Origin of the sequence: Clavibacter michiganensis (assembly GCF_016907085.1) — a bacterium.
Classification (GTDB): Bacteria; Actinomycetota; Actinomycetes; order Actinomycetales; family Microbacteriaceae; genus Clavibacter; species Clavibacter michiganensis_O.
The window spans coordinates 1,584,491-1,607,024 of sequence record NZ_JAFBBJ010000001.1 but is presented as its reverse complement, the minus strand read 5'-3'; the positions used below and the strand labels follow the sequence as shown (position 1 = coordinate 1,607,024).

The 22,534-nt window shown below is 74.0% G+C and carries 23 protein-coding genes; 10 read left to right on the top strand and 13 right to left on the bottom strand.

The window, feature by feature from the left end:
- Positions 1-47 precede the first annotated feature (47 nt).
- The 3 genes from JOE38_RS07385 to JOE38_RS07375 are packed head-to-tail and all read left to right on the top strand — an operon-like array spanning position 48 to position 4,011.
- Positions 48-848: an aldo/keto reductase gene (locus JOE38_RS07385; RefSeq protein ID WP_204577150.1), complete on the top strand. Its 801-nt coding sequence runs from the start codon at positions 48-50 to the stop codon at positions 846-848.
- Positions 849-895: 47 nt separating this feature from the next.
- Complete coding sequence (locus JOE38_RS07380; RefSeq protein WP_204575553.1) at positions 896-2,071, top strand: magnesium and cobalt transport protein CorA; 1,176 nt, start codon at positions 896-898, stop codon at positions 2,069-2,071.
- Positions 2,072-2,109: 38 nt separating this feature from the next.
- Positions 2,110-4,011, top strand: a complete 1,902-nt coding sequence (locus JOE38_RS07375; RefSeq protein WP_204575552.1) for a thioredoxin domain-containing protein — start codon at positions 2,110-2,112, stop codon at positions 4,009-4,011.
- Between the two features lie 4 nt (positions 4,012-4,015).
- Here JOE38_RS07375 and JOE38_RS07370 read toward each other — a convergent pair whose 3' ends face one another.
- Genes JOE38_RS07370 through JOE38_RS07350 form a run of 5 tightly spaced genes read right to left on the bottom strand, consistent with a single transcriptional unit; the run spans position 4,016 to position 9,431 of the window.
- Entirely contained in the window at positions 4,016-4,984 is a 969-nt protein-coding gene (locus JOE38_RS07370) for a 5-dehydro-4-deoxyglucarate dehydratase (RefSeq protein ID WP_239544766.1), read from the bottom strand.
- A complete protein-coding gene (locus JOE38_RS07365) occupies positions 4,984-6,216 on the bottom strand; it encodes an enolase C-terminal domain-like protein (RefSeq protein WP_204575551.1) in 1,233 nt (410 codons plus the stop codon). Before JOE38_RS07365 ends, JOE38_RS07370 begins: the two co-directional genes overlap by 1 nt.
- Before the next feature lie 4 nt (positions 6,217-6,220).
- A complete protein-coding gene (locus JOE38_RS07360) occupies positions 6,221-7,126 on the bottom strand; it encodes a carbohydrate ABC transporter permease (RefSeq protein ID WP_204575550.1) in 906 nt (301 codons plus the stop codon).
- Positions 7,123-8,085, bottom strand: a complete 963-nt coding sequence (locus JOE38_RS07355; protein ID WP_204575549.1) for a carbohydrate ABC transporter permease — start codon at positions 8,083-8,085, stop codon at positions 7,123-7,125. Before JOE38_RS07355 ends, JOE38_RS07360 begins: the two co-directional genes overlap by 4 nt.
- Positions 8,082-9,431 (bottom strand): ABC transporter substrate-binding protein, encoded by a 1,350-nt coding sequence (locus tag JOE38_RS07350; protein WP_204575548.1) that lies wholly within the window; start codon positions 9,429-9,431, stop codon positions 8,082-8,084. The genes JOE38_RS07355 and JOE38_RS07350 overlap by 4 nt, the downstream gene beginning before the upstream one ends.
- 110 nt (positions 9,432-9,541) lie before the next feature.
- Here JOE38_RS07350 and JOE38_RS07345 point away from each other — a divergent pair, with 110 nt between their 5' ends.
- The 3 genes from JOE38_RS07345 to JOE38_RS07335 are packed head-to-tail and all read left to right on the top strand — an operon-like array spanning position 9,542 to position 12,227.
- Positions 9,542-10,336, top strand: a complete 795-nt coding sequence (locus JOE38_RS07345; RefSeq protein WP_204575547.1) for an NAD-dependent epimerase/dehydratase family protein — start codon at positions 9,542-9,544, stop codon at positions 10,334-10,336.
- The gene (locus tag JOE38_RS07340; RefSeq protein WP_204575546.1) at positions 10,330-11,124 is read left to right on the top strand and encodes an IclR family transcriptional regulator; all 795 of its coding nucleotides are present in this window, start codon (positions 10,330-10,332) and stop codon (positions 11,122-11,124) included. The genes JOE38_RS07345 and JOE38_RS07340 overlap by 7 nt, the downstream gene beginning before the upstream one ends.
- Positions 11,121-12,227: a hypothetical protein gene (locus JOE38_RS07335; protein ID WP_204575545.1), complete on the top strand. Its 1,107-nt coding sequence runs from the start codon at positions 11,121-11,123 to the stop codon at positions 12,225-12,227. The genes JOE38_RS07340 and JOE38_RS07335 overlap by 4 nt, the downstream gene beginning before the upstream one ends.
- Here JOE38_RS07335 and JOE38_RS07330 read toward each other — a convergent pair.
- The 4 genes from JOE38_RS07330 to JOE38_RS07315 all read right to left on the bottom strand — a co-directional run bounded on the left by JOE38_RS07330 (position 12,224) and on the right by JOE38_RS07315 (position 15,068).
- Complete coding sequence (locus JOE38_RS07330) at positions 12,224-12,622, bottom strand: SdpI family protein (protein ID WP_204575544.1); 399 nt, start codon at positions 12,620-12,622, stop codon at positions 12,224-12,226. The genes JOE38_RS07335 and JOE38_RS07330 overlap by 4 nt on opposite strands.
- Before the next feature lie 37 nt (positions 12,623-12,659).
- Positions 12,660-14,027, bottom strand: coding sequence for an L-serine ammonia-lyase (locus JOE38_RS07325; RefSeq protein ID WP_204575543.1), 1,368 nt, complete (start codon positions 14,025-14,027; stop codon positions 12,660-12,662).
- A 9-nt stretch (positions 14,028-14,036) separates the two neighbouring features.
- On the bottom strand, positions 14,037-14,687 hold the full coding sequence (locus tag JOE38_RS07320; protein ID WP_204575542.1) for a hypothetical protein: 651 nt from the start codon (positions 14,685-14,687) through the stop codon (positions 14,037-14,039).
- Between the two features lie 120 nt (positions 14,688-14,807).
- Positions 14,808-15,068, bottom strand: coding sequence for a GlsB/YeaQ/YmgE family stress response membrane protein (locus JOE38_RS07315; protein WP_015491009.1), 261 nt, complete (start codon positions 15,066-15,068; stop codon positions 14,808-14,810).
- 185 nt (positions 15,069-15,253) lie between these two features.
- Here JOE38_RS07315 and JOE38_RS07310 point away from each other — a divergent pair, with 185 nt between their 5' ends.
- Positions 15,254-15,763 carry a DUF427 domain-containing protein gene (locus JOE38_RS07310; RefSeq protein ID WP_204575541.1) on the top strand — a complete coding sequence of 170 codons (510 nt, stop codon included), beginning with the start codon at positions 15,254-15,256 and terminating at the stop codon, positions 15,761-15,763.
- A 13-nt stretch (positions 15,764-15,776) separates the two neighbouring features.
- Here the strand turns inward: JOE38_RS07310 and JOE38_RS07305 are convergent, their stop codons facing one another.
- Both JOE38_RS07305 and JOE38_RS07300 read right to left on the bottom strand, forming a co-directional pair.
- A complete protein-coding gene (locus tag JOE38_RS07305; protein WP_204577148.1) occupies positions 15,777-16,307 on the bottom strand; it encodes a CoA-binding protein in 531 nt (176 codons plus the stop codon).
- A 239-nt stretch (positions 16,308-16,546) separates the two neighbouring features.
- Complete coding sequence (locus tag JOE38_RS07300) at positions 16,547-17,842, bottom strand: O-acetylhomoserine aminocarboxypropyltransferase/cysteine synthase family protein (protein ID WP_204575540.1); 1,296 nt, start codon at positions 17,840-17,842, stop codon at positions 16,547-16,549.
- 127 nt (positions 17,843-17,969) lie between these two features.
- On the opposite strand from JOE38_RS07300, the gene JOE38_RS07295 reads away from it, so the two are divergent.
- Complete coding sequence (locus JOE38_RS07295) at positions 17,970-18,401, top strand: hypothetical protein (protein ID WP_204575539.1); 432 nt, start codon at positions 17,970-17,972, stop codon at positions 18,399-18,401.
- A 21-nt stretch (positions 18,402-18,422) separates the two neighbouring features.
- Here the strand turns inward: JOE38_RS07295 and JOE38_RS07290 are convergent, their stop codons facing one another.
- Together JOE38_RS07290 and JOE38_RS07285 are read right to left on the bottom strand one after the other, a co-directional pair.
- Positions 18,423-19,427, bottom strand: coding sequence for a YeiH family protein (locus tag JOE38_RS07290; RefSeq protein ID WP_204577147.1), 1,005 nt, complete (start codon positions 19,425-19,427; stop codon positions 18,423-18,425).
- Positions 19,427-21,181, bottom strand: coding sequence for a dolichyl-phosphate-mannose--protein mannosyltransferase (locus JOE38_RS07285; protein ID WP_204575538.1), 1,755 nt, complete (start codon positions 21,179-21,181; stop codon positions 19,427-19,429). The genes JOE38_RS07290 and JOE38_RS07285 overlap by 1 nt, the downstream gene beginning before the upstream one ends.
- A 108-nt stretch (positions 21,182-21,289) precedes the next feature.
- Between JOE38_RS07285 and JOE38_RS07280 the strand changes: the two genes are divergently transcribed.
- Both JOE38_RS07280 and JOE38_RS07275 read left to right on the top strand, forming a co-directional pair.
- Positions 21,290-21,961, top strand: a complete 672-nt coding sequence (locus tag JOE38_RS07280; protein ID WP_307838844.1) for a hypothetical protein — start codon at positions 21,290-21,292, stop codon at positions 21,959-21,961.
- Positions 21,961-22,497 (top strand): hypothetical protein, encoded by a 537-nt coding sequence (locus JOE38_RS07275; protein ID WP_204575537.1) that lies wholly within the window; start codon positions 21,961-21,963, stop codon positions 22,495-22,497. The genes JOE38_RS07280 and JOE38_RS07275 overlap by 1 nt, the downstream gene beginning before the upstream one ends.
- Positions 22,498-22,534 lie beyond the last annotated feature (37 nt).

The window sequence follows — 22,534 nt, the reverse complement described above, 5'->3', positions numbered from 1 at the left end:
ATGTGCAGGGCAGCGGCGGCCTCCGCACGCCCATCCCGTCGGTCGCGATGGGCGACGGCGTCCCGATCCCGCAGTTCGGCGTCGGCACGTACAAGGTGTCGGACGACGACGCCGAGCGGATCGTCGCGGAGGCGCTCGAGGTCGGCTACCGGCACATCGACACCGCGGCCATGTACGGCAACGAGGAGGGCGTCGGGCGGGCGATCCGCGCGTCCGGCATCCCGCGCGACGAGCTGTTCGTCACCACCAAGGTCTGGAACGACGACCACGGACGCGCGCGGGCGGCCGAGGCGATGCGCCGGAGCCTCGACCGGCTGGGCCTCCCCGCGGTCGACCTGATCCTCATCCACTGGCCGGCCGCCGAGCGCGGCCTCTACGTGGAGACGTGGGAGGCGCTCGCCCGGGCGCGCGAGGCGGGGCTCACCCGCTCCATCGGCGTCTCCAACTTCCTCGTGCCGCACCTCGAGGCGCTGGACGCGGCGGGCCTCCCCGCGCCCGCGGTCGACCAGATCGAGCTGCACCCGCGGCACCAGCAGCGCGCGACGACGGACTACCTGCAGGAGCACGGGATCGCCGTGCAGGCCTGGAGCCCGCTCGCGCGCGGCGCCGTCGCGGACGCGCCCGTCGTGCGCGACGCCGCCCGCGCCCACGGGAGGACCGATGCGCAGGTCGTCCTGCGCTGGCACGTGCAGCGCGGCACGATCGTCTTCCCGAAGACCACTCGCCGTGAGCGGCTCGTCGAGAACGCCGACGTCTTCGACTTCGCGCTGACCGACGAGGAGATGGCGGGGATCGCCGCGCTCGAGGCCGCGGGACGCGTCGGGAGCCACCCGGATCAGGTGGTCTGACCGGGGCGCTCCCCAGCGGCACGATCGCGTCACCTCGGCCGGGTACCGTGTCCGTCATGTCCCAGCACCGCATCCGCACGCGCCTCAAGTCCGTGGTCGCCCGGGGCGTCGCGCCCCTCGGCGGGCATGCCGGCGGCGGGGCGTCGCGCGCGCGGGCCGAGCGGGAGGCCGACGGCGTCGCCGACCCGACGGGCGCGCGCCGCCCGAGTCTCGTCGACAACGGCGTGTACGTGGACGGCTGCCGCGTCGCCTCGCCCGCCACGCTCGCCGACACCTTCCGCGAGCTCGACGAGCGGCCCGAGGCCATGGCGTGGATCGGCCTCTACCGGCCCACGGTCGAGGAGCTGCAGGCGCTCGCCGAGGAGTTCGACCTGCACGAGCTCGCGGTGGAGGACGCGGTCCAGGCCCACCAGCGCCCCAAGACCGAGCGCTACAGCTCCACCCTCTTCACGGTGCTGCGCGCCGCCCGCTACGTGGACGACCGCGAGGAGGTGGAGTTCGGCGAGCTGCACGTGTTCCTCGGCCGCAACTTCGTGATCACCGTCCGGCACGCGGAGTCGCCCGACCTCTCCGCCATCCGCACGCGCATGCAGGAGCGGCCCGAGCTCCTCAGCCACGGGCCGCAGTCGGTGCTCTACGCGATCCTCGACGCCGTCGTCGACGGGTACGCGCCCGTCGTCACGGGTCTCGCGAACGACATCGACGAGATCGAGGACCAGGTGTTCGACGGGGATCCGGCCGTGTCCCGCCGCATCTACGAGCTCTCCCGCGAGGTCATCGACTTCCAGCGCGCGGTGCGCCCGCTCGGCGGCATGCTGCAGCAGCTGCAGGCGGGATCCGGCAAGTACGAGGTGAGCGAGGACCTGCAGCAGGCGCTCCGCGACGTGGCCGACCACGTCATCGTCGTGAACGAGCGCGTGGAGGAGTTCCGCGTGCTGCTGCGCGACATCCTCACCGTGAACTCGACGCTCGTCGGCCAGCGCCAGAACGAGGAGATGCGGGAGCTCAGCGAGTCGAGCAACCGGCAGAGCGTGGAGACCCGCAAGATCTCCGGCTGGGCCGCCATCCTCTTCGCGCCCACGCTCGTCTCGAGCGTCTACGGCATGAACTTCGACATCATGCCCGAGCTGCACTGGGACTGGGGCTACCCGTTCTCGCTGGTGCTCATGCTCGGCGTGAGCGGCGTGCTCTACGGGATCTTCCGCAAGCGCGACTGGATCTGACGCCGGACCGCCCGCGGCGCCGCGCGTAGCGTGGGCGCATGCGCAACCGCCTCGCCGACGCCGTCAGCCCGTACCTCCTCAGCCACGCGGACAACCCGGTCGACTGGCGGCCGTGGGGCGAGGAGGCGTTCGCCGAGGCCCGTCGCCGCGATGTGCCGGTGCTCGTCTCGGTCGGCTACTCGACCTGCCACTGGTGCCATGTCATGGCGCGCGAGACGTTCTCGGATCCCGCGCTCGCCTCGCGCCTCAACGCCGGGTTCGTCGCGATCAAGGTCGACCGCGAGGAGCACCCGGAGGTCGACGCGGCGCTCATCACCGCGGCCGGCGCCTTCACGGATCAGCTCGGCTGGCCGCTCAACGTGTTCACGACGCCCGAGGGCCGCACCTTCCACGCGGGCACCTACTCGCCGCCCGAGCCGCGCGCCGGGCACCCGTCGTTCCGCCAGGTGCTCGACGCCGTCGCCGACGCGTGGACCACCCGGCGCGACCAGGTCGAGCAGGGCGCGGGGCAGCTGAGCGCGGCGATCCGGGAAGCCTCGGAGCGCGGATCCGTGGCCTCGCCGCTGCCCGACGCCGCCGCACTCGACCGCGTGGCCGCCGATCTCGCCGCGTTCGAGGATCCCGAGCACGGCGGGTTCGGATCCGCGCCGAAGTTCCCCGTCGCGCCCGTCGTGCTGCTGCTCGACACGCTCGCGACCTCCGGGGCCCTCGTGCCCGAGCGCGCGGCGGCGACGGGCGCGCTCGTCCGCCGCACGCTCGACGCGATGGCCGGATCCGACCTGCGCGACCCGGTCGAGGGCGGCTTCTTCCGCTACTCCACGCGCCGCGACTGGTCCGAGCCGCACTACGAGCGGATGCTCTACGACAACGCCCTGCTCCTCGACGCCTACGCGCGCGCCGGGGACGAGGAGGTCGCGGCGGGCATCGCGGCGTTCCTCACCGGCACGCTGCGGCGCGCGTCGGGCGGGTTCGCGTCGGCCCAGGACTCGGAGAGCACGGTCGGCGGGCGCCGCGTCGAGGGCGGGTACTACGCGCTCGACGCCGCCGCGCGCGCGGCCGAGGAGCCGCCCGCGGTCGACGGCAAGGTGCTCACCGGCTGGAACGGGCTCGCCATCGGGGCTCTCGCCCGGGCGGGCCGCGCGTTCGGGCGCGGGGACTGGATCGACGCGGCCCGCGCCGCCGCCGACATGCTGCTCCAGGAGCACGTGCGCCCGGACGGATCCCTCGTGCGCGCCTCGATCGACGGGCGCGTCTCGCCCGCGGTCGCGACGCTCGAGGACCACGGGATGCTCGCCGACGGGCTGCTCGCGCTGGCGCTCGCGACGGGCGAGGTCGTCTACGCGGCGCGGGCGCGGGGGATCGTGGACGCGCTGATCCAGGCGGCGGGCACCGATCCGCAGCCCGGCGCCGCGGGGTTCCGCGTGCCGACGGGCGCGGATCCGGTGCTCGCGGGCTTCGGCCTCGATCTCGCCGCCGACCCGTCCGAGGGCGCGTACCCGTCGGGCCTCACCGCGGCATCTTCAGCCGCGCGCGTGCTCGGGCGGCTGACGGCGGATCCGCGCTACGAGCGGGCGGCCCGCGCCGCGCTCGCGACGGTGGCGGCGGGCGGCGTCACCCGCCCGATCGCGTTCGGCGGGGCGCTCGAGCAGGCGGCGGCGATCGAGGCGGCGGGTCGGCAGCTCGTGGTCGTGCTGCCGGACCAGGGAGCGCGCGCCGACGACCCGCTCGCCGCGGTGGCGCACGCGCTGATCCGCCCGCCGCACGTGTCGCTCGTGGTCACGGCGACCGCCGCGCGCGCGTGGGCCGACGCGGGCTTCGAGCTGCTCGCGGACCGCGCCGCGGGATCCACCGCCACCGCCTACCTGTGCGCCGACTTCGTCTGCCGCCTCCCGGTGACGACGGCCGACGCGCTGCGGGCGCAGCTGGCCGACGGGGCCTGACCGCTCAGGCGATGACGTCCTCGCCGTGGGCGAGGATCCGCTCGAGCTCGGCGAGCTGCCGCGGCGACGGATCCACGAGCGGCGCCCGCACGGATCCCACGGGCACGCCGCCCAGCCGCAGACCCGCCTTGATGAGCGACACGGCGAACCCGGGCGTCTCGTCGCGCAGGCGCACGAGCGGCGTGAAGAACTCGTCGAGGAGGAACCGCTGCCGCTCGTGGTCGTCCGCGCGGTACGCCGCGTGGAACGCGCTCGCGATGCGGGGCGCCATCGCGAACACCGCCGACGAGTACAGCGGCACGCCGATGGCCCGGTAGGCGGCCTGGCTCGACTCGGCCGTGAGCAGCCCGTTGAAGAACTGCACGTCGTCGCGCCCGGCCCGGCGGGCGGCGAGCACGAAGCGCTGGAACAGGGCCACGTCGCCCGCGCCGTCCTTGATCCCGGCCAGCGTCGGCAGCGCGAGGAGCCGCTCGACCGTGGCCTCCGTGAACTGCGCCTGGCCGCGGTGGTAGGCGATGAGCGGCAGCGGGGTCGCGCGGGCGACGGCCTCGACGTAGGCGGCGAGGCCCTCCTGCGGGCCGGCGACGAGGTACGGCGGGAGCACGAGGATCCCGTCGGCGCCGAGCTCGGTGGCCAGCTGCGCGCAGCGCTTCGCGTGCCCGAGCGGCCCGCCGACCCCCGCGATGACGAGGTGGCGGCCGCCCGCCGCGGCGACGCCGGCGCGCACGGCCTGGGCGTACTCGTCGATGTCGAGCGCGTGGAACTCGCCCGTGCCGCACGCGACGAAGGCGGCGCCGGCGCCCTGGTCGAGGCCGTGGGACACGTGCGCGGCGAGCACGTCGACGTCGACGCGGTCCGCGGCGTCGAACGGCGTGACGGGGAAGAAGAGCACGCCCTCGAAGGGCGGCAGGAGGCCGGCCGTCGCGGGGGCGGGAGCGGCGGCGGGGTGGGCGGCGGTGTCGGTCGTCGTCATCAGTACCTCGGGAGGGTGGGGTCGTAGGCGGGCTGGATGCTCCGCATGTAGCCGGAGTCGTCGCGGATCGTCCGCCCCGACTCGACGTACACGCGGTGCTGGCGGGCGAGGGCGTCGCGGTCGAGCTCGACGCCGAGGCCGGGGGCGGTCGGCACGGCGACGGATCCGCCCACGATCTCGAGCGCGCCCGGCACGATCACGTCGTCGCCGCGGTTCCACGGGTAGTGCGTGTCGCAGGCGTACGCGAGCTCGGGACTGGCGGCGGCGACGTGCGTCATGGCCGCGAGCGAGATCCCGAGGTGCGAGTTGGAGTGCATCGAGAGCCCGACGCCGAAGGTGCGGCAGATGGCCGCGAGCTCCCGGGTGTGCGCGAGCCCGCCCCAGTAGTGGTGGTCGGAGAGCACGATCTGCACGGCGTCCTTCGCGAACGCCTCCCGGATCTGCTCGAAGGTCACGACGCACATGTTCGTGGCGAGCGGCTGCGGCACCTCGGCGGCGACGCGGGACATGCCGTCGATGCCGAGCACCGGATCCTCCAGGTACTCGAGCACGCCGTCGAGCTCGGCCGCCACGCGCACCGCCGTCTCGTGCGTCCAGGCGCCGTTCGGGTCGATGCGCAGCGGGTGCGTCGGGAAGGCCTCGGCCAGCGCGCGGATCGCGGCGACCTCCTCGTCGGGCGGGAAGACGCCCGCCTTGAGCTTGATGGAGCCGAAGCCGTAGCGGTCGATGAGGAGGCGGGCCTGCGCGACGACGCCGGCCGGATCCAGCGCCTCGCCGAACGCGTCGGGCGCCTCGCCCGGGTGCGCCGCCCACTTGTAGAAGAGGTACGCGCTGTAGGGGACCCGGTCGCGCACGCGGCCGCCGAGCAGCTCGCTCACGGGCAGCCCGGTGATCCGGCCCCACGCGTCGTGCGCGGCGACGTCGATCATCGAGAAGACGACACGCCGCTCCTGCCGGCTGAGCGGCCCGGCGTCCCCGCCGAGCGCGGCGTCCACCGCCCGCTCGATGCCGTGCAGGTCGGTCACGCGGAGGCCGACGACGGCGTCGCGCACGGACGCGACGCGCGCGGCCACGACCTCGCCGCCCTGCCCCTCGCCGAGGCCGACGACCCCGCCGTCGACGACGAGCTCGACGATGGTGCGGAGCGCGAGCGGCTCGTGCACGCCGTCGGCGTTGAGCAGGGGCGGGTCGCGGAAGGCGATGGGGGTGACGACGAGGTCGTGGATGATCATGGTGCTATCCCTTCGTCGCGCCCGAGGTGATCCCCCGGATGAGCGAGCGCTGCATGAGCAGGTAGATGACGAGGCTCGGCAGGAGCGCGAGCAGCGCACCCGCGAGCAGGACTCCCGAGCCGACCGTGGGGTCGGTGCGGAGCACGCTGAGCGCGACCGTGAGCGTGTAGTCGCTCGGGTCGTTCGCGGCGATGAGGGGGAGCAGGTACTGGTCCCAGATCATCATGAAGCCGAAGATCGTCACGACCCCCAGCACGGGCTTGCACAGCGGCAGGATCACGGTCCACAGCATCCGCAGCTCGCCGCAGCCGTCGAGGCGCGCGGCCTCCTCGATCTCCAGCGGGATGTCCTTCATGAACTCCGTCATGACGAGGATCGAGAAGCCCCACACCGCCACAGGCAGGATCACGCCGAACGGCGTGCCGCGGAGGTCGAGGCCCGTGCCGCCCACGTTCCCGATGACCTGCGACAGCGGGATCGCGATGACCTCCTCCGGCAGCATCATCGTGAGCAGGAACAGCAGCAGCACGAACGACTGGCCGCGGAACCGGTGCCGGGCGAGCGCGTACGACGTGAGGATCGCGACGCTCACCTGCAGGAGGAGCCCGCCGCCCGCGATCACGAGCGAGTTGCGGAGGTAGCCGAGCACGCCCGAGTCGAACGCGACCCGGAACGACTCCAGCGACAGCTTCTGCGGGAACAGGTGGATGCTCGTCGACGACGTGAAGGCGTCGAACGCGCCGGACACGATGATCACGAACGGCGCGGCGAACACCACGAAGGCGACGGCGCAGAGCGCGAAGCGGATCACGTTCGACGGGCGGAGGCCGGGCTTCCAGCCGAGCGCGCTGTCGAACTGGCCGTCGTTGCCGCGGCGGGGGGCGCCCGTGGGGCGCTCGAGGATGCTCATCTGGCCTTCTCCTTGCGGGATGACAGGGCGCGGACGCCGAGGGTGAGGCCGAGGGTCGCGAGCAGCAGCAGCACGGAGGCCGCCGACGCGACACCTAAGTCGTTGGCCTTGAAGCCGAGCGAGAACACCCGGGTCATCCAGACCTCGGTGGATCCCGCGGGTCCGCCGCCCGTGAGCACGTAGACCTCGGTGAAGGTGCGGAGGCTGCGGATCGCCGCGAGCGTCAGCACCACGCTGACGGCCGGGCGGAGGGCGGGCATCACGATGTACCGGAAGCGCTGGCGCAGGGTCACGCCGTCGACCGCGGCGGCCTCGTAGAGCGTGCGGTCGATGCCGGTGAGGCCCGCGAGGATGATGACCATGTTGTAGGGCGCGCCCGTCCAGATGCCGACGAGCATCACGTACCCGAGGGCCGTCGACTGATCGCTGATGAAGCCCTGCGGCGGGATGCCCACCATGCCCAGCAGCGAGTTGAGGAAGCCGGTCTCGGTCGGGAAGTAGAGGATCCGCCAGATCTCGCCGATGACCGCCACCGCCGTCACGACGGGCAGGAACACGGCCGTGCGCACGAACCACAGCCGGCGCGACGTGCCCTCGAGCAGCAGCGCGAGCGCCAGGCCGATGATCAGCGCGCCGACGGTCTGCCCGATGCCCAGCAGCACGGTGTGCCCGAGCGCCTCCGTGAAGCGCCGGTCGCGCAGCACGTGGACGTAGTTGTCGAGGCCGAGGAACCTGTCGCCGAGGAACGGCTGGACCTTCACGAAGCTCATCCGGAAGCCCTCGAGCATCGGGATGAACTTGAAGAGCGCGCCGAGGACGAGGCCGGGCACGAGGAAGGCCCACGGGATCAGCGAACGCGAGCGGAACGGGAGCCGGCCGCGCGGCTGCACGGGGCTGGGGGCCGCGGGCGCGCGGCGCTCGGGATCCACCATGAGCGGTGCGGGGGCGCCGATGCTCATCCCTGCACCCCCTGCTCGTCGAGCTCGTCGGAGAGCTGGGACTGGATGTCGGAGAGCGCCCCGGGGATGTCGCTCGAGCAGTCCGCGATGACGCCGTTCAGGCCGTCCGCGACGATCTGTCGGTACGGCGTGAAGTCGATCGCCCACGGGAACGACCTGCCCTGCTCGTCGTAGACCCGCTTCGCGGTGTCCCAGCGCGGGTCGTCCTTCACCGCGCCGATGTCGACCGAGGAGTTGACGGGGATCCGCACCACCGGCTGCGCGAGCACGCCCTGCGCGTTCGTCTTCACCTGCATGGCGAGCTCCTGCGCCTCGGGCGTGATCATGAACTCGGCCAGCTGCTCCTGCAGGTCCTGCTTCTTCGAGGAGGCGCCGAAGTAGATGTTCTCGCCCTCCGCGAAGGAGTCCGTGCCGCCGCCCGGGCCCGCCGGGGTCGGGATGACCTCCACGTTGTCCTTGCCGACCGCCGCGTCGAACGAGCTGAGGTTGTAGGGGCCGGTCTGGTAGATGCCGGCCGTGCCCTGCGCGAAGAACGGCGTGTTGGCGGTTGTGAGGTTGACCGAGCCGGGGACGACCACGCCGGGCGTGCAGAACTGGTCGCGGATCCACTCCACGGCCTTCTCCGTGCCCGGGTTGTCGAAGTCGGCGGTGTAGGTGCCGTCGCCCCCGGCCTTCAGGATGTCGCCGCCGGCCTGCCAGATGTACGACGCGGCCCAGCGCGCGATGTAGCCGTTCTCGGCGCTGCCCGGCACGACCATGCCGTAGGTGTCGGCCTGGCCGTCGCCGTCCGGGTCGTCGTCGGCGAAGGCCTTGGCGAGCGCGGAGAGGTCGTCCCACGTCCTCGGCACCGGCATGTTCAGCTTCTCGCGCCAGTCCTTGCGGATGAAGGTGATGTTGGCCTGGCGCGACCACGGGATGCCGTAGTAGTCGCCGTCGGTGCCGCGCGTGCTCTGCCACGTGGCGTCGGAGATCTGGTCGCCGCCCGCGACGGCGTCGCGGTCGACGGGGCGGAGGAAGCCCTGCGACTCGTAGGTGCCGAGGTTGCCCGCGTCGCTGACCATGACGTCGGGGAGGCTCTTCTGCTGGGCGCGCGCCTGCAGCTGCGTGTCGAACTCGGGGACGGGCTTGTAGTCGATCCTGATGCCGGTCTTCGCGGTGAAGGCGTCGAACACGAACTGGTACGACGCGGCGTCGTCCGGCGTGCTGCGCGTCCACACCTCGAGGGAGCGGTCGTCCGCGGAGGTGGAGCCGCCGCCGTCCGACGCGGAGCAGGCGCTCATGGTGCCCGCGAGCGCGGCGACGGACGCCAGCGCGATCGCCCTCCGCGCGAGTCGAGTCTTCATCATCGAATCTCCATTTGCATGCATGAATGCATTACGTCAGTGTGAATGCGCTGCTAACGTAGGTGCACTCGATGGCGATGTCAATCGCCGGAGCACGACCCTGGGGAGAAGCCATGACGACCTCGACGCGCATCGTGATGACGGGAGCGGCCGGCATGGCCGGACGCGGCGTCCGGCCCCTGCTGCGGGCGGCGGGCCACGACCTCCTGCTCCTCGACCTGGTGGATCCGGAGCCGGTCGAGGGGGAGGGCGGCGTCGTCGCATCCGTGCGCGACCTCGGGGCGATGCGCGCGGCCGTGCGCGGCGCGGATGTCGTGGTGCACCTCGGCGGCATCAGCCGCGAGCGCCCGTGGGACGACGTCATCGCCGCCAACGTCGACGGCACGCGGACCGTGCTCGAGGCCGCGCGCGAGGAGGGCGTCCGCCGCGTGCTCCTGGCGAGCTCCACGCACGCCGTCGGCTTCCACCCGGTGCCCGCGGAGCCCGTCGACCACCTGCCGCCGCGGCCGGACAGCCTCTACGGCGTGACCAAGGCGGCCATGGAGGCGCTCGGATCCGTGTACGCCGACCGCCACGGCATGAGCGTCGTGAGCGCCCGGATCGGCACGCTCCTGGATCGCCCGAACGGTCGCCGCTCGCTGTCCACCTGGCTCTCCTTCCCCGACCTCGCGCGGCTCGTTCAGGCCGTCGCCGCGCTCGAGGAGCCCGGCCACCACATCGTCTGGGGCGTGTCGCGCAACGCCCGCGCGTGGTTCCGCCCCGACGCCGGCGAGCGGATCGGCTACTACCCTGAGGACGACGCGGAGGCATTCGCGGGCGGCATCGACGACGCGGACGACGCGGACGCGAACGGCCTCATCGGCGGCGAGTGGGCCGCCCCGGAGCACGCACTGGGAGACGCATGGTGACCGACGGACCGGCGACCGAGCGCGGCGCCCGGCCGGTCAAGTCGGCGGAGCGCACGCTCGCCCTGCTGGAGCGGCTGGCCGGGTCGTCCGAGCCCGTCTCCGTGGTGGACCTCCACCGCGCGTCCGGCTACCCGCGGTCGAGCCTGCACCAGCTGCTGCACACCATGGCGGCGAGCGGCTGGATCGAGATGCTGCAGGACGGCACGCACGTCTCCATCGGATCCCGCGCCCTCGTGGTCGGCACCGCCTACCTCGACCGCGACCGGGCGCTGCCGCACGCGCTCGCGGCCCTCGAGCGGATCCGCGACGAGACCGGGTACACCGCGCACTACGCGCGCCGCGAGGGCGACCGGGTGCTCTACCTCGCCACGCGCGAGACGACCGAGTCCCGGCGGGCGACCTCGAGGGTCGGCCGACAGCTGCCCGCGCACGCCACCTCGCTCGGCAAGGCCCTGCTCGCGGAGCTCAGCGCCGAGGAGCGGCGGGAGGCGCTCGGATCCGGCCCGCTCGCCGCCCTCACCCCGCAGACCGTGACCGACCCGGCGGCGCTCGACGCGCAGCTCGACCAGGCGCACGAGCGCGGGTTCGCGCACGAGCGCGAGGAGAACCTGGCCGGCGTCAGCTGCGTGGCGGTGAGCGTGGGCTACCGGATCCCCGCGACCGACGCGATCAGCTGCTCCATGCCGGTCGACCGCGCGACGCCGAAGGAGGCGGAGCGCGTGGCCCGCATCATCGGCGCGCACGCGGAGCGGCTCGCCCAGACGCTGCGGTCGGCGGGCGTGCGGTGAGCGTCTCCTTCTGCGCCTACCCGTGGGACCTCATCGACGACCCCAACGCGGCGTCCCGCGTGCGCGCGGCGGGCGCCGACGGCGTGGCCATCGCGGCGGCGTACCACTCGGTGCGGGCCGCGACGCCGCTGCATCCGCGCCACCGCATCGTCGACGCGCGCTCCGCCGCGCTCTACCTGCCGGTGCGCGAGGGCGCGTGGGGGGAGCTCCGTCCCGACGACGACACGCCCTGGGTCGGGCCGGACGCCTTCCCCCGCGCCGCCCGGGTCGCGCGGGCGGCGGGGCTCCGGGTCGAGGCGTGGATCGTGCTCACGCACTCGACGTCGGTCGGCACGCGCAACCCGGCGAGCTGCGTCGTCAACGCGTTCGGCGAGGCGTACCCGTACGCGCTCTGCCCCGCGCGCCCCGAGGTGCGCGCCTACGCGACGGCGCTGGTCGCCGAGACGGCCGCGGCGGTGGAGCTCGACGGCGTGATGCTCGAGGCGTGCGGCCCCATGGGCGTCGGCCACCTCGGCCATCACGAGAAGACCGCGGGCGCCGACTGGTCGGCCGAGGCCGAGGCGCTGCTCTCGATCTGCTTCTGCACGGTCTGCGTCGCGCTGCTGGCGGAGGAGGGCGCGGATCCGGACGCGCTCCGGGCCGAGGTGCGCGCCCGCGTCGACGCCGACGGCGGGCTCGACGGCCTCGACGCCGTGCTGCGCGTGCGCGGCCGGGCCAGGCGGCAGCTGCTCGACGCGTGCGTCGCCGCCGCGCGCGCCGCGGGCGTCACCCGCGTCGTGGTGCACGCCCAGGCGGATCCCTGGGCCACCGGCCCGTTCGCCGCGCTCCTCGACGACCTCGACGAGGTGGACGGCGTGGTGGTGCTCGACGCCGTGGCCCACGACCCCGAGGCGATGCGCGCGCTCCGCGAGCGCCTCCCCGGCACGCCCGTCGGCGGCTACCTCTGGGCGCTGCCGCCGGCCAGCCCCGCGAGCATCCGCGCCGGGTGGCCCGACGCGGTGCGCGGGCTCGACGACACGTACGTGTACCACCTCGGCCTCATCGGGCGGGAGCGCTTGGCGGCGGTGGGCGACGCCCTGCGCGCGGCGGGTGCGCCGGCCTAGTCGCGCCGGGTGCGGGGCGGCGTGCGCCACCGCTCGGCGTCCAGCCGCTCGGCCTCCAGTCGGCGCGCGACCCGCTTGGCCGCCTGCCCCGCGCGGAACGTGCTCCAGACGATGCCGCCCACGAGCAGCAGCCCACCCCAGCTGGCGACGCTGTTCATGCCGGCGCCGGCCGCGATCCCGCCGATGATGCCGCCGATCGCGACGGGCAGGCACGTGCTGCGGAGCGCGGGGAGGGCGGCCGCGTGCCCGGCGCGCCAGGCCTCGTCGCTCGCCATGAGGGGGCGCGTGCGGATCCCGATCCACCCGTTGCGCTTGAGGAGGCCCCAGGCGGCGAGCTGCGTGGTGCCGAGGACCAGCAGCGCCGCGACGGCGAGCAGCAGCGCGGGGACACCCATGCGCCCAGCCTGACACGACCGGCCGCGCCCCAGGCGCTCAGCACTCGATGACGTTGACCGCGAGGCCGCCCGTGGACGTCTCCTTGTACTTGGTGGACATGTCGAGGCCCGTCTGCCGCATGGTCTCGATCACGGTGTCGAGCGAGACGAGGTGCGTGCCGTCGCCGTGCAGCGCCATGCGCGCGGCGTTGACGGCGGTGGACGCGGCGATCGCGTTCCGCTCGATGCACGGGATCTGCACCAGCCCGCCCACGGGATCGCACGTGAGGCCGAGGTGGTGCTCCATCGCGATCTCGGCGGCGTTCTCGACCTGCCGCGGGGATCCGCCGAGCACCGCGCACAGGGCGCCGGCCGCCATCGCGCACGCCGTGCCGACCTCGCCCTGGCAGCCGGCCTCCGCGCCCGAGATGGACGCGTTGGCCTTCACGAGCGAGCCGATCGCCGTGGCGGTGAGCAGGAAGTCGCGGATCCCGTCGCGGTCGGCGCCCGGCACGAACCGCAGGTAGTAGGAGCCGACCGCGGGGATGATGCCGGCCGCGCCGTTCGTGGGCGCCGTGACCACGCGCCCGCCGGACGCGTTCTCCTCGTTGACCGCGAGCGCGAAGGCGTGCAGCCACTCGTGGCTGGTGTCGCGCGCGCCCTCGGCGTCGATGGTCGCGAGCTGCGAGGCGACCCGCGCCGCCCGCCGCCGCACGTTGAGCCCGCCCGGCAGCGTGCCCTGGCCGCCGAGCCCCGCGGTCACGCACGCCGCCATCGCGTCCCAGATCGCGTCGAGGCCGGCGACCGCGCGGCGGGATCCGTGGATCGACTCCTCGGTGTCGCGCGCGACGTCGGCGATGGATCGCCCGGTCGACTCCGCCAGCTCGATGAGCTCGTCGGCGTTGGAGAACGAGTGGGGGAGCCCGGTGGGCAGCACGGCCGACGGCGCCTGGTCCTCGCGCAGCACGAACCCGCCGCCGACCGAGAACCACGTGCTCTCGAGCACCGTGCCGCCGTCGGCGTCCAGGGCCGCGAGGTGCATCGCGTTCGGGTGGCGGGGGAGCCTGGTGAACGGCTCGAACGTGAGGTCCCGTCCCACCATGCGCACCGGGTGGATCCCCGCCAGCGGCACGTCGACGCCCTCGCCGAGCCCGGACCAGCGGCCGCGCACCTCGTCCGGGTCGCACGTCTCGGGCGCGAGGCCCGCGAGCCCCGCGACGACCGCGTCGGGCGTGCCGTGCCCGAGGCCGGTGGCGCCGAGCGAGCCGAACAGCCGCACGGTGACGCGCGCGATCCCCGTGAACCGGGGCGACGCCTCGCACTCCCGGGCGAAGAGCAGGGCCGCGCGCATGGGGCCGACGGTGTGCGAGCTCGACGGCCCGATCCCGATGGAGAAGAGGTCGAGTGCCGAGACGTACGCTGTCATCCCGTCAGACTATGCCGCGGCCTCGGCGCGGTCGGCCGCGGGGGCGCCGGACCGCCCGGCGGATGCGCGCTCGCGGCGGGCGGGCCCGGACGAGGCGATCGCCAGCCAGGTCCAGCCGATCGCGAGGCCGAGCATGGTGATCACGCCGCGCGGGAAGAAGATGTGGCTGTCGACGAACGAGACGGCCGCGACCACCGCGATGACGGCGCCGGGCAGCGCGCGGAGGCCCGCGTGCCGGATCACGAGCGCGCTCGCCAGCACGGTGACCGCGACGTACGACCAGACGCCCGCGACGACGATCCCGTCCGCGAGCGCGTACATGGTGGTGACGCCCTGCCCGCCCTCGAGCTTGAGGGCGCCGGCCGCGATGCCCGCGAGGATGTCGAGGGCCTGGTAGCAGACGGCGTAGACGAACCCGAGGACGACGGCGACGATCCCGAGGCGGCGGTCGTGGCGGCGCGTGAGGAGGATCGGCGCGATGGCGAGCAGCGGGAAGACGGGCAGCAGCGCGATGTGCAGGTCGCGCCAGTGCATCGCGGTGTCGTCGGTGAGCGAGCTGGGGTGCGAGAGGCCCGCGGCGGCCAGCGCCAGCGGCGGGAGCGCGACGGCGACGAGGACGGCGGCGGTGCGGGAGCGGGAGGGGGCGACGGCGTCGGGCATGCGGTCATCGTAGGCACGCCCCGCGGCGCGACCCGCCCGGATCAGGAGCCCGACATGAGAGGAGCCCCCGCCGCCGGACCACGTGGGTCGGGCGACGGGGGCTCCGGGAAGCAGGAAGGACTAGGCCTTCTTGCGGCCGACGATCGCGCCGTAGACCAGCAGGACGATGATCGCGCCGACGATGGCGAGCGCGAGCGAGCCGAGGTCGAAGCTGTCCACGCCCTTGCCGAAGAGCGCGCTGCCGATGAAGCCACCGAGGAAGGCCCCGACGACGCCCAGGATCAGCGTGACGATGATTCCGCCACCCTGCTTGCCCGGGAGGATCAGCTTGGCGAGCGCTCCGGCGATCAGACCCAGAACCAGAAAACCGATGATGCCCATGTGCGTTACTCCTCGAAGATTTCGTGCTGTGTGACACCCGAATGCGGGTGGACGTGCCCCAGTCAAGCACCCTGAGGACCATTCGTGCAAAAACGTTTAGTGGATACGTCTTTACCGGACGGGGGCGAGAGGCCCGTGACACCGCGGGATCCGGGGCGTCCAGGTGCCCGCGGTACCGTCGGCGCATGCGCATCCCACCCGCCCGTCGTCCCCGCGAGATCCCCGGTGACGGGCAGGAGTCGGTGTGGGACTACCCACGTCCGCCGCGCGTCGACCCGTCGTCCGAGCACGTCGTGATCGAGCTCGGCGGCCGCGTCGTCGCCGACAGCCGATCCGCCGTGCGCGTGCTCGAGACGAGCCACCCGCCGGTCTACTACATTCCCTCCGCCGACTTCGCCGCGGGTGCGCTCGCGTCCGCCGCCGGCCGGTCGTGGTGCGAGTACAAGGGGGAGGCGTCGTACCTCTCGCTCACCGCCGGTGGCGTCACGGCCGACCGCGCTGCGTGGTGGTACCCGTCGCCCACGCGCGGCTTCGAGGTGCTCGCCGACAGGATCGCCGTGTACCCCTCGCGGATGGACCGCATCACGGTCGACGGCGTCGAGGTCGAGGCCCAGGAGGGCGACTTCTACGGCGGCTGGATCACGCCGCGCGTGGTCGGCCCGTTCAAGGGCGCGCCGGGCACGCTCGGCTGGTGATCCGCGGGGGCCGCTAGACCGCGGCCTTCCGGGAGCTGATCACGCCGGTGTCGAAGCCGAGCAGGTGCAGGCCGCCGTGGAAGCGGGCGTGCTCGACCTTGACGCAGCGGTCCATCACCACGGTGAGCCCGCGGGCCTCCGCGTCCACCGCCGCCTCCTGGTTCCAGATGCCGAGCTGCACCCAGATGACGGGCGCGCCGATCGCGACCACGTCGTCCACGACGGACGGGATGTCGCTGGCCTTGCGGAAGACGTCGACGATGTCGGGCACCTCGGGCAGCGACGCGAGGTCGGGGTAGGCCTCCTGGCCGAGGATCTCGGTGGCGTTCGGGTTCACGAAGTACACGCGGTAGTCGCTCGACTGCTGGAGGTACGTGCCGACGAAGTAGCTGGACCGGGCCGGGTTCGGCGAGGCGCCGACGATGGCGACGCTCTTCGCGCGGCGGAGGATCGCCTGGCGCTCCTTCGCGGTCGGGCCGGTCCACGTGCGCTCGCTGCGCAGGAGCGCGGCGAGCGGGCTGGAGCGCGGGATCGCGCAGGTCAGGCCGTTCTGGAGCTGGGTGGTCTGGGTGCCGTCGGCGTCGCCCCCTTCGGCTGGCGCTGTGGCGACCGGCTCGGCGGGAACGGATGCGTCGGCGTCGGCTGCCTGCGCCTCGGCCGCGTCGCCGGCCGCGCGATCGGCGGCCTCCTCGGCGGGGTCGAGCGGCGCGAGGTCGGCGGCGTCCGCGGCCGGGTGGGGAGCGGATCCGGTGCGCTCGGGCGGCACCCCGCCGGTGTCGAAGCTCACTTCGCTCCCTCCGTGGCGGCGGCCAGCGCCTGGTCCAGGTCGTGGATGATGTCGGCGACGTCCTCGATGCCGACGCTGATGCGGACGATGCCCGGCAGCACGCCCGCGTCCACCAGCTGCGCCTCGCTCAGCTGCGCGTGGGTCGTGGACGCCGGGTGGATGACGAGGGTCTTCGCGTCGCCGATGTTGGCGAGGTGGCTCGCGAGCTCGACCGACTCGATGAAGCGCTGGCCCACCGCGCGGCCGCCCGCGACCTCGAACGTGAACACGGATCCGGGTCCGGTCGGCAGGTACTTGCGCGCCCGCTCGTGGTGCGGGTGCGCGGGGAGGCCGGCCCAGTTGACGGCCGTGATGCGCGGATCCTGATCCAGCCACTCGGCGACGGCCCGCGCGTTGTCGATGTGCGCCTGCATCCGGTACGGCAGCGTCTCGACGCCCTGCGCGAGCAGGAACGCGGAGTGCGGCGCGAGCGCGGGCCCGATGTCGCGGAGCTGCTCGGCGCGGAGCCGGGTGAGGAACGCGTACTCGCCGAAGTTGCCGGTCCAGTTGAGGCCGCCGTAGCTCGGCACGGGCTGGTCCAGCAGCGGGAAGCGCGCGCTCTCCCAGTCGAAGAGGCCGGACTCCACGACCACGCCGCCGAGGGTCGTGCCGTGCCCGCCGAGGAACTTCGTGGCCGAGTGGATGACGATGTCGGCGCCCCACTCGATGGGCCGGTTGAGGTACGGGGTCGCGATGGTGGAGTCGATGACGAGCGGGACGCCCGCCGCGTGCGCCACGGCGGCGAGGCCCTCGATGTCGGCGATCTCGCCCGACGGGTTCGCGACGGTCTCCGCGAACACGAGCTTGGTGCGGTCGGTGATGGCGGCGGCGTAGTCGGCCGGGTCGCTCGACTGCACGAACGTGGTCTCCACGCCGAAGCGGCGGAGGGTCACGTCGAGCTGGGTGATGGATCCGCCGTAGAGGTTCGCGGAGGCGACGATGTGGTCGCCCGCACCGGCCAGCGAGGCGAAGGTGATGTACTGCGCGCTCAGCCCACTCGCCGTCGCGACCGCGCCGAGGCCGCCCTCGAGGCTCGCGACGCGCTCCTCGAACGACGCGACCGTGGGGTTCGACAGGCGCGAGTAGACGTTGCCGTACTTCTGCAGCGCGAAGCGCGCGGCGGCGTCGGCGGTGTCGTCGAAGACGAACGCGCTCGACTGGTAGATGGGGAGGGCGCGCGCACCGGTGGTGGCGTCGGGGATGTTGCCCGCGTGGATCGCCCTCGTCTTGAACCCGTACTCGCGATCGACCATGGTCCTCACGCTAACCCGCGCTCCCGGGGCGTCCGGCGTGCGGGCGTAACAGGAGGTCTCGAGAGCGGGGATCGTGGTCCTCTCGCGGGCCCGTCGGCGGTGGCCCGGGGCGCCCTAGGGTGGCCGGGTGACCGACACGCTCGACGACCTGCTCTCCGCGGATCCGCAGCGCATCTGGCAGGCGTCGTGGGAGGTCATCCGCACGCGCGACACCGCGCTGCTCGAGGAGCTCCGGACCGCGCTCGCGGAGATCCAGCGGGCGACGGCGGACGTCGAGCTCGGCGGGATGATCCGGCCCAACCGCGACGCCCTCGACCACGCCCTCGGCAAGGTGAGGGGCTACCGCGGCTGGCGCTGCTGGTGCGACGACTACCCGAGGCTCCTCGCCTTCGACCCGGCCAGGGAAGAGGAGCGCGGGCACGCGACGATCCTCCGGCGCGACCTCTCCGGGTGGCCGGTGACCTACGAGTGCGAATGCGCCGTCTGCGGCCGGCGGTTCCGCGTCGAGGAGGGCGAGCACCACGCGCTCTGGTGGAGGTGGACCGCGCTGGGGCGCTGAGGCGAGGATCGCCGGGGCGGATCAGGACAGGCGCACGGCCGCCAGCGCGAGGGCGGCGATGAGCGCCCAGGAGAGGAGGCCGGCGGCGAGCGCGGATCCGCCCTGGCCGACGAGCTCGCGGAGGCGCACCGCGGATCCGAGCGCCACGAGCGCGATCGCCAGCAGCGCGGTCTGCACCAGCTGCGCGGCGTCGAGCACGCCGGCCGGCAGCGGCACGAAGGTGCGGATCAGCACGGCGGCGAGGAACCCGAGCACGAACAGCGGCACGATCGGCGGACGCGCGGCGCCCTCGACCCGGCCCTCGCGGCGGCGCATCACGACGCCCGCGACGGCGACCACGGGCGCGAGCAGCAGCACGCGCGTGAGCTTCACGGCGATCGCGATGGTGAGGGCGGCGGATCCCGCGATCTGCGCGGTCGCGACCACCTGGCCCACGTCGTGCACGCCCGCGCCGACCCAGTGCCCGAAGGCGACGTCGTCGAGGCCGAGCGGGCCGGCCAGCGGCGGCAGCACGGCGATCGCGAGGGTGCCGCAGAGCGTGACGAGCGCGACGGGCGCGCCCTGGTCGGCGGGCTTCGCGCGCGTGACGCCGGCCATCGCGCCGATCGCGCTCGCGCCGCAGATCGAGAACCCGGTGGCGAGCAGGAGCGGCTGCTGGCCCGGCATCCGGAGCGCGCGGGCGATCGCGTACGTGCCCGCGAACGCGAGCACGACGACCGCGACCACGAGCAGCACCGCGCGCCAGCCGAGGCCGACGATGTCCGAGAGGCCGAGCTGCAGGCCGAGGAGGACGACGCCGATCCGCATAAGCCGCTTCGACGCGAGCGTGAGGCCGGGCTTGAGTGCACCGGTGAGCGCGGGCCGGGCGGCCGGGATCTGCGCGGCGACGATGCCGAGCGCGACCGCGACCGTGAGCAGCGGGATGGCCGGGACGAGCGCGTGCACGGCCCACGCGACGAGCGCGGCCGCCGCCGCGGCGCCGAGGCCGGGGAGCGCGGGGTGCATGCGCGTGGCGGTGGCGGGCATCAGATCCAGCCCGAGGGGATCCACGCGTGCAGTCGCCAGAACCACGTGGGCACGAGCTGCCCGGTCCAGAGCGGGTAGAAGAACGCGCTGACGAGCGCGCACACGAGGAGGACGACGCCGACGATCACGATGCCGCGCGTGCGCCGGGGACGGGGATCGCCGCGGTCGCCCAGGATCATGCCGAGCACCATCGCGAGGCAGAGGAGGAGGTACGGCTCGAAGGCGATCGAGTAGAACTGGAAGACCGTGCGGTTCACGTAGAGCAGCCACGGCAGGTAGCCGACGACCATGCCCATGAGCACGAGGCCCACGCGCCACTCGCGGCGGGCGGCGAGCCGGTAGACGAGGTACAGCATCGCGGCGACGGACAGCCACCAAATGATGGGGTTCGCGATCGAGGTGATGGATGCCGAGCACGCGTCGATCGTGCAGCCCGACTCGCCGTAGCCGTAGCCCTCGTAGTAGAACTGCGTCGGCCGGTAGAGCAGCAGCCAGAGGCGCGGATCCGCCCGGTAGGGGTGCGTGACGTCGAGCCCCACGTTGAACGCGTACTGCTGCGCGAGGTAGTGCCAGAGGCTCTGGATCGACAGGGGCACCCACGCGAGAGGGCCCTGCCAGGCGTTCGCGCCTTCCGCCGCCCAGTTGCGGAAGTACCCGTTCGAGGTCGCGAACCAGCCCGCGTAGGAGGCGAGGAACGCGGCGATCGCGGGCGGGACGAGGAGGACGAAGGACACCGGGCCCTGCACGACCGCGCCCGCCGTGAACCACGCGGCGAGCCCGTGACGGCGGCGCAGCAGCATGTCGGTGAGCACCACGTAGAGGCCGAAGCCCGCGAGGAAGAAGATGCCGGACCACTTGACGGACGAGGTCGCGCCGAACGCGAGGCCGGCTGCGATGAGCCACGGGCGCCACAGCACGACCGGGCCGAACTCCAGCGGCCGCGCGTCGTCGGGGCGGGCTGCGCGGTGCCGCTCGAGCAGGGCGGTGAACCGGCGCTCGTGCCAGGTGCGGTCGAGGAGGATCGCGCCGAAGCCGAGCAGGCCGAAGAACATGACGTGGGTGTCGAGGAGCGCGATGCGGCTCATCACGATGGCGTGGCCGTCGATCGCGAACAGGAAGCCGGCGATGGTCGCGACGACCGCGGAGCCCGTGAGGCGGCGGGCGATGAGCATCAGGAGGACGACCGCGAGGGTGCCGACGACGGCCGTCGCGATGCGCCAGCCCGCCGGATCCGCCGCGCCGAAGACCGCGAGGCCGAGCGCGATGATCCACTTGCCGAGCGGCGGGTGCGCCACGAACGCGGGCGCCTGCAGGTAGCCGTCGGTCTGCCCGGCGATGAAGTCGGGGTTCGGATCCGTGGGCCAGGAGCCCTCGTAGCCGAGGTGGAGGAGGGTCCACGCGTCCTTCACGTAGAAGGTCTCGTCGAACACGAGGGTGGCGGGGTGGCCGAGGCTCTGGATGCGGAGGATGGCCGCGAGCAGCGTGATGAGGATGGGCCCGCCCCAGTGCCAGGCGCGGCGGCGGGCGGGGGTGGAGACGAGGCGCGCCCACAGGTCGTCGAGGCGGGATCCGCGGACGGTGACGGCGCGCTCGTCGGCGCGCTGGGATGCCCGGGTCGGCGTCGCGTCGTGGGCGTCGGCGGGCTCGAGGGCGGTGTCCGCGGTCACGGGAGCCGGGGTGCCGATCGCCGGTGTGCCGGCCGCCGGTGTGCCGTCGTCCCCGTGCTCGGCGGGGCGGTAGGGCGAGTCGGGCACGGCTCATCATCGCATGCACGTGCGCGGGCGCCCGGGTCGCGGACGCTCCGCGGCTCCGGGTACGCGTCGGGACTGCGTGAGGTTCCGGGCGGCAGCCGTAGGGGTGTCGTGAGCGGGCTCGCGGGCGGGATCCGCGCGGAGGTGGACTGGGCGCATGCCCTTCCCGTGCCGAGTCCCTCCCGTCCCCGTCCGTCCCGTCCCCGCCAGCCCGACGGCGGTGCGGCGATGAGCGTGCTCGCGGCGGTCGCGCCGCCGCGCGCGGGTGCTGGTGCGCCGGGCACGGATGCGCCGCCCGCGCCCGCCGTGCTCGACGACGTCGTGGTCGCCGGGGTCTCGATGCGGCGGCTCGTGGAGGTGTGCGGGACCCCGTGCGTGCACTCGGGCGAGGCCATGGGGATCCGCGAGGACGCGGCCGGATGCGGCGCGCTCGTCGTCGTGGCGGTGACCGCCGTCCTCGCGGGAGCCGGCGGGGAGCGCGTCGTGTGCGTCGACGGGCACCTCGATGGCGTGGACGCGCGCTGGGGGGAGGCGCGCGTCCTCGGCCGGGCGTCCGGTCGCTCCTCGGTGGTCCGGATCGTGGCCGCGGCGCCGACGTCGGGCACCGCCGCGGTCGCGCTGCCGGACGACCTGGCGGTCGGCGACCTCGTCGTCGTGCCGTGCGGGGGATCGCCCGCCCTGCACGACGTGCGGCTCGGCGGGCGTCCCGTCGGCACCGGGCGCGTGGCCGGACGCGGCGCGGGGGAGCGCCGCGTGCCGCCGCGTCGCCGGAGGAGGCCCTGATGCGGGCGACGCTCCTCGACCCCTCCGCCGGCGGCAGCCGTCCGCGGACGCCGCGGATCGCGTTCGCGGGCGACGACATCCCGGCGCTCGCCGACCTGCGCGCCGCGCTCGACGGCCGGGGCGAGGAGGATCCGCGTCCCGTGCGCGCGCTCGTCGTGGGCGTCGACGCGCAGGCGGGCGGGATCCGCGGCGTCCACGCCGCCGCCCGGTGCCTCCGCGCCGTGACCGTGCCGGAGCACCTGCCGCAGCTGCGCCACCTCGTGGTCGTGGTCGGCGGGCGGATCGGGGCGATCCGGCCGGACCTCCGCGCGCTCGACGCGTGGGTGGTGCGCACGCACGCGGGGCTCGAGCGCACGCGCGGCGCGGACGTCGCCGTGACGGGGATCCTCGCATCCGGCTGCGTGACGCCCCGGCTCCTCACGAACCGCGTCGTCGACCTCGTGCGGCACCCGATCGCCGCGCCGCGGATCGCCGTGGAGTGGGCGGACATCCGCGACCGGCGGATCCGCGACGTCGCCCTCGAGGCGTGGTGCTGATCCGCCGGCCGGCGATGCCGCGTCCCGGAGGCCGGGC